This is a genomic window from Gammaproteobacteria bacterium (assembly GCA_013003425.1).
Lineage (GTDB): Bacteria > Pseudomonadota > Gammaproteobacteria > Steroidobacterales > JABDKV01 > JABDJB01.
This window is the reverse complement of sequence record JABDJB010000042.1, coordinates 1-3,157: the sequence shown is the minus strand read 5'-3', so window position 1 is coordinate 3,157 and position 3,157 is coordinate 1. Positions and strand designations below refer to the sequence as shown.

Below are 3,157 nucleotides of genomic sequence, written 5' to 3'. Positions count from 1 at the left end.
GCGGCGCCAGGGCCGAGCGGTATCCCCAACGCCTGTTCATCCGCGCGTTAGCGACAGCGCTGCCGCTTACTGTTGCAGCAGGTCCGCGGCCGGCGCCACCGGTGTGCGCAACGTGCGCAGGAACTCCGGCAGCTGGGCTTTCTCACCCCGCAATCCTGTGCCCAACAGGAGCGCCAGCCACCGGGCCGGCCTGTCGCGCCCGGGCGTCAGTCGTGCATCTCGGTAATTCACGATGCCCCTCCGCAGCACAGCCACATAAGGTAAAGAGTAGTTATACAGCTAAAAAAGCTGACTGGGGGGTGTATGCAATATTGTCGACGCGCAAAATCCGCAGCGGCGATTTTTCTTGGTCTTACGCTGATGGCAACTGCCGCCGATGCCCGCAATCCCATAGCAAACGACTGGAGCGACTATTACGGGCCAGGCGGGACGTCCGGGGTTGATTCGAACTCGATGTCGATCATGGAGTCGGCGACGGGAGAGCGCTGCCAGGTCTGTCATACCAGCAGCAATGGCGGTTCACCGTGGAATCCGTATGGCTTTGCCGTTCGCCAGGCAGTGTCGGGCAACAACTGGGAGGCGGCGTTCATGGCTGTGGAGGCAATGGATTCCGATGGCAATGGAGATTCCAATCTTGATGAAATCATGGCCGATGCACAGCCGGGATGGACCACAACCGGCAACATAGCTCTGATGGCCGATGGATCGTCGCAACCGGTTCCCGACGGGGATATACCGGCCGCCAGTCCCCTCGATCCGGCCGCCGCCGAGTCATTCGCATGCTGTTTTGATACCGGCGACTGCTCGGTGCTGACCACGGCAGCTTGCGGCGCTGCGGGCGGTACCCCTGACACTGCCAATACCACCTGTTTTCCCAACATGTGCCCGCAACCGGTCGGCGCGTGCTGCAACCTGGAGGAAACTTGTACCGATAACGTCGCCGCCGACGTGTGTATAGCGACTGGCGGCACGCCGCAGGGAGCGGGCAGCCAGTGCAGTGATATCGCAGTCGACTGCGGCCTTGAGCCGTTTGTCGATGCGTTGCCGATTCCGGGGGTACTGGCGCCTGTCGGAACCCGGCCGGACGGCACGCCGCAGTACCAGATCACGGTGCAGGCAGCGCAACAGCAGCTGCACAATGAACTGCCACTGACCGATTTGTGGACTTACAACGGCGCCTATCCGAGTTTCACAATCGAAGCGCGGGTTGGCGAACCGATAGAAGTCATTTACGTCAACGATCTGCCGCCTGGCGGGCATCTGCTGGCAGTCGATGAATGCAGCCATGGACCCAATTACTACAGTGACTCGCCGCGTATCGTCACCCATCTGCACGGCGGCCATGTTCCCGCACGCTTCGACGGCCAGCCGGAATATCACATCATGCCCGGCGAAACTGACGTATACGAATATGCCAACGACCAGTTGCCCGCAACACTGTGGTATCACGATCATGCGCTGGGTATCACGCGGCTCAATGTCTATGGCGGCATGGCAGGCTACTACCTGCTGCGTGACGATTTCGAGGACAGTCTCGGGCTGCCGGCAGGCGAGTTCGAGATACCGGCGGTTATCCAGGACCGTGAATTCAACGCGGACGGTTCGCTGCTCTACCCGACCGCTGTGCAGGACACATTTTTTGGCGACAAGATCCTGGTCAATGGCAAAGTGTGGCCGGCGCTGGAGGTGAAAAAAGGTAAATACCGGTTCCGCTTCGTCAATGGCTCCCAGGCACGGCAGTATCTGCTGCGCCTGGAAAATCTGTCTGATCCGGAGCAATCGATTCCGTTTACCCTGATCGGGACCGATCTCGGGCTGATTTCGGCACCGATTGTTGTCGATAATATCGATATCACGCCGGCCGAACGGTTTGACGTGGTGATCGATTTTTCGGCATTCGCAACCGGCGCGCAAATTGTGCTGCGCAATGACGATACGACATCGCCTCGGATTCCCAACGTGATGCGTTTCAATGTTATTGAGGCGGTTGGCCATACCGATGCGATACCGGCCACATTGCGCCCGGTGACACCCATTCCGGAGGGCGAAGCCGACGTGACGCGCTGGTTCAGGCTGGAACGCATTGCAGAACCCTGCGCGGGCAACGAATGGGTGATCCAGACGCTGGACGGCCCGGGCGGCGTGCCCACCGGTGATGAACATTGGGATGACCTGTCCGAGTTCGTCCGGTTGGGGGCCACGGAGATATGGGAGTTTGAGAATCCGGGCCCGATCATGCATCCGATGCACATCCACCTGGTGGCGTTCCAGGTGCTCGATCGCACGTTATTGAGTGGTGGCACCCTGCTGCCGCTCGGCGCACATGAATCCAATACGTGGAAAGACACCGTGGCTGTACCTGCCGGTACGCGGGTGCGGGTGATCGCTCGCTACGATGATTATCTCGGCAGATTTCCCTATCACTGCCATATCCTCGACCACGAAGATCACGAGATGATGCGGCAGTTTGTGATGGTCAATGATCCGGCACAGTGTGATGGCGACGGCGTCTGCGAAGCGGGTGAAGATGGTTTTGGCTGCAGTGATTGTGCCCAGGTGAGTGGCGCGGCATGTGGCAACGGCTTGTGCGAGATCGGTGATGGTGAAGATTGCACAACCTGTCCGGCGGATTGCGATGGAGAGCAAAGCGGCGGTGGCGCCGATTTCTGTTGCGGCAATGGCGGAGATAACCCGATTGGCTGCGGCACCGATGACCAGGACAACCGTTGTATCGATACCGCCGCCGATCTTTTCTGCAGGGTTGCGGCCCGGGTACAGGCTACCTGTGGTGACCGGCTGTGCGAAGGGCAGGAAACCGCGACGAGCTGTCCGCAGGACTGCTCGGTGCCGGCCTGCGAGCCGACCGAGCTGACCGATGAACTGTCGTGCAGTGACGGCCTGGACAACGACTGCGACGGTACCGTCGATGCGAACGACAGCGATTGCCCGATCGACAGCGATGGTGACGGCATTGCCGACTTGGATGACAACTGCATCTTCATTGCCAATGGCCCCGTTGTGCCGGATGCGGGTGGCAACAGCCAGCTCGATACAGACGGCGATGGTATCGGTAATGCCTGTGACCCGGATATTGGTATCCCTAATAACTGCACGGTGGATTTGGTCGACCTGAGCCTGATCAGGGAGTCGTTCCTGT

At 59.8% G+C, this 3,157-nt stretch carries 2 protein-coding genes; one reads left to right on the top strand and one right to left on the bottom strand.

All coding sequences use genetic code 11. The features are described from left to right. Positions 1-66: 66 nt before the first annotated feature. Positions 67-231: a hypothetical protein gene (locus HKN06_06100; protein NNF60886.1), complete on the bottom strand. Its 165-nt coding sequence runs from the start codon at positions 229-231 to the stop codon at positions 67-69. 129 nt (positions 232-360) lie between these two features. Between HKN06_06100 and HKN06_06095 the strand changes: the two genes are divergently transcribed. After that, positions 361-3,157 (top strand): multicopper oxidase family protein (locus HKN06_06095; protein NNF60885.1); only part of this gene is annotated, 2,797 nt, incomplete at its 3' end.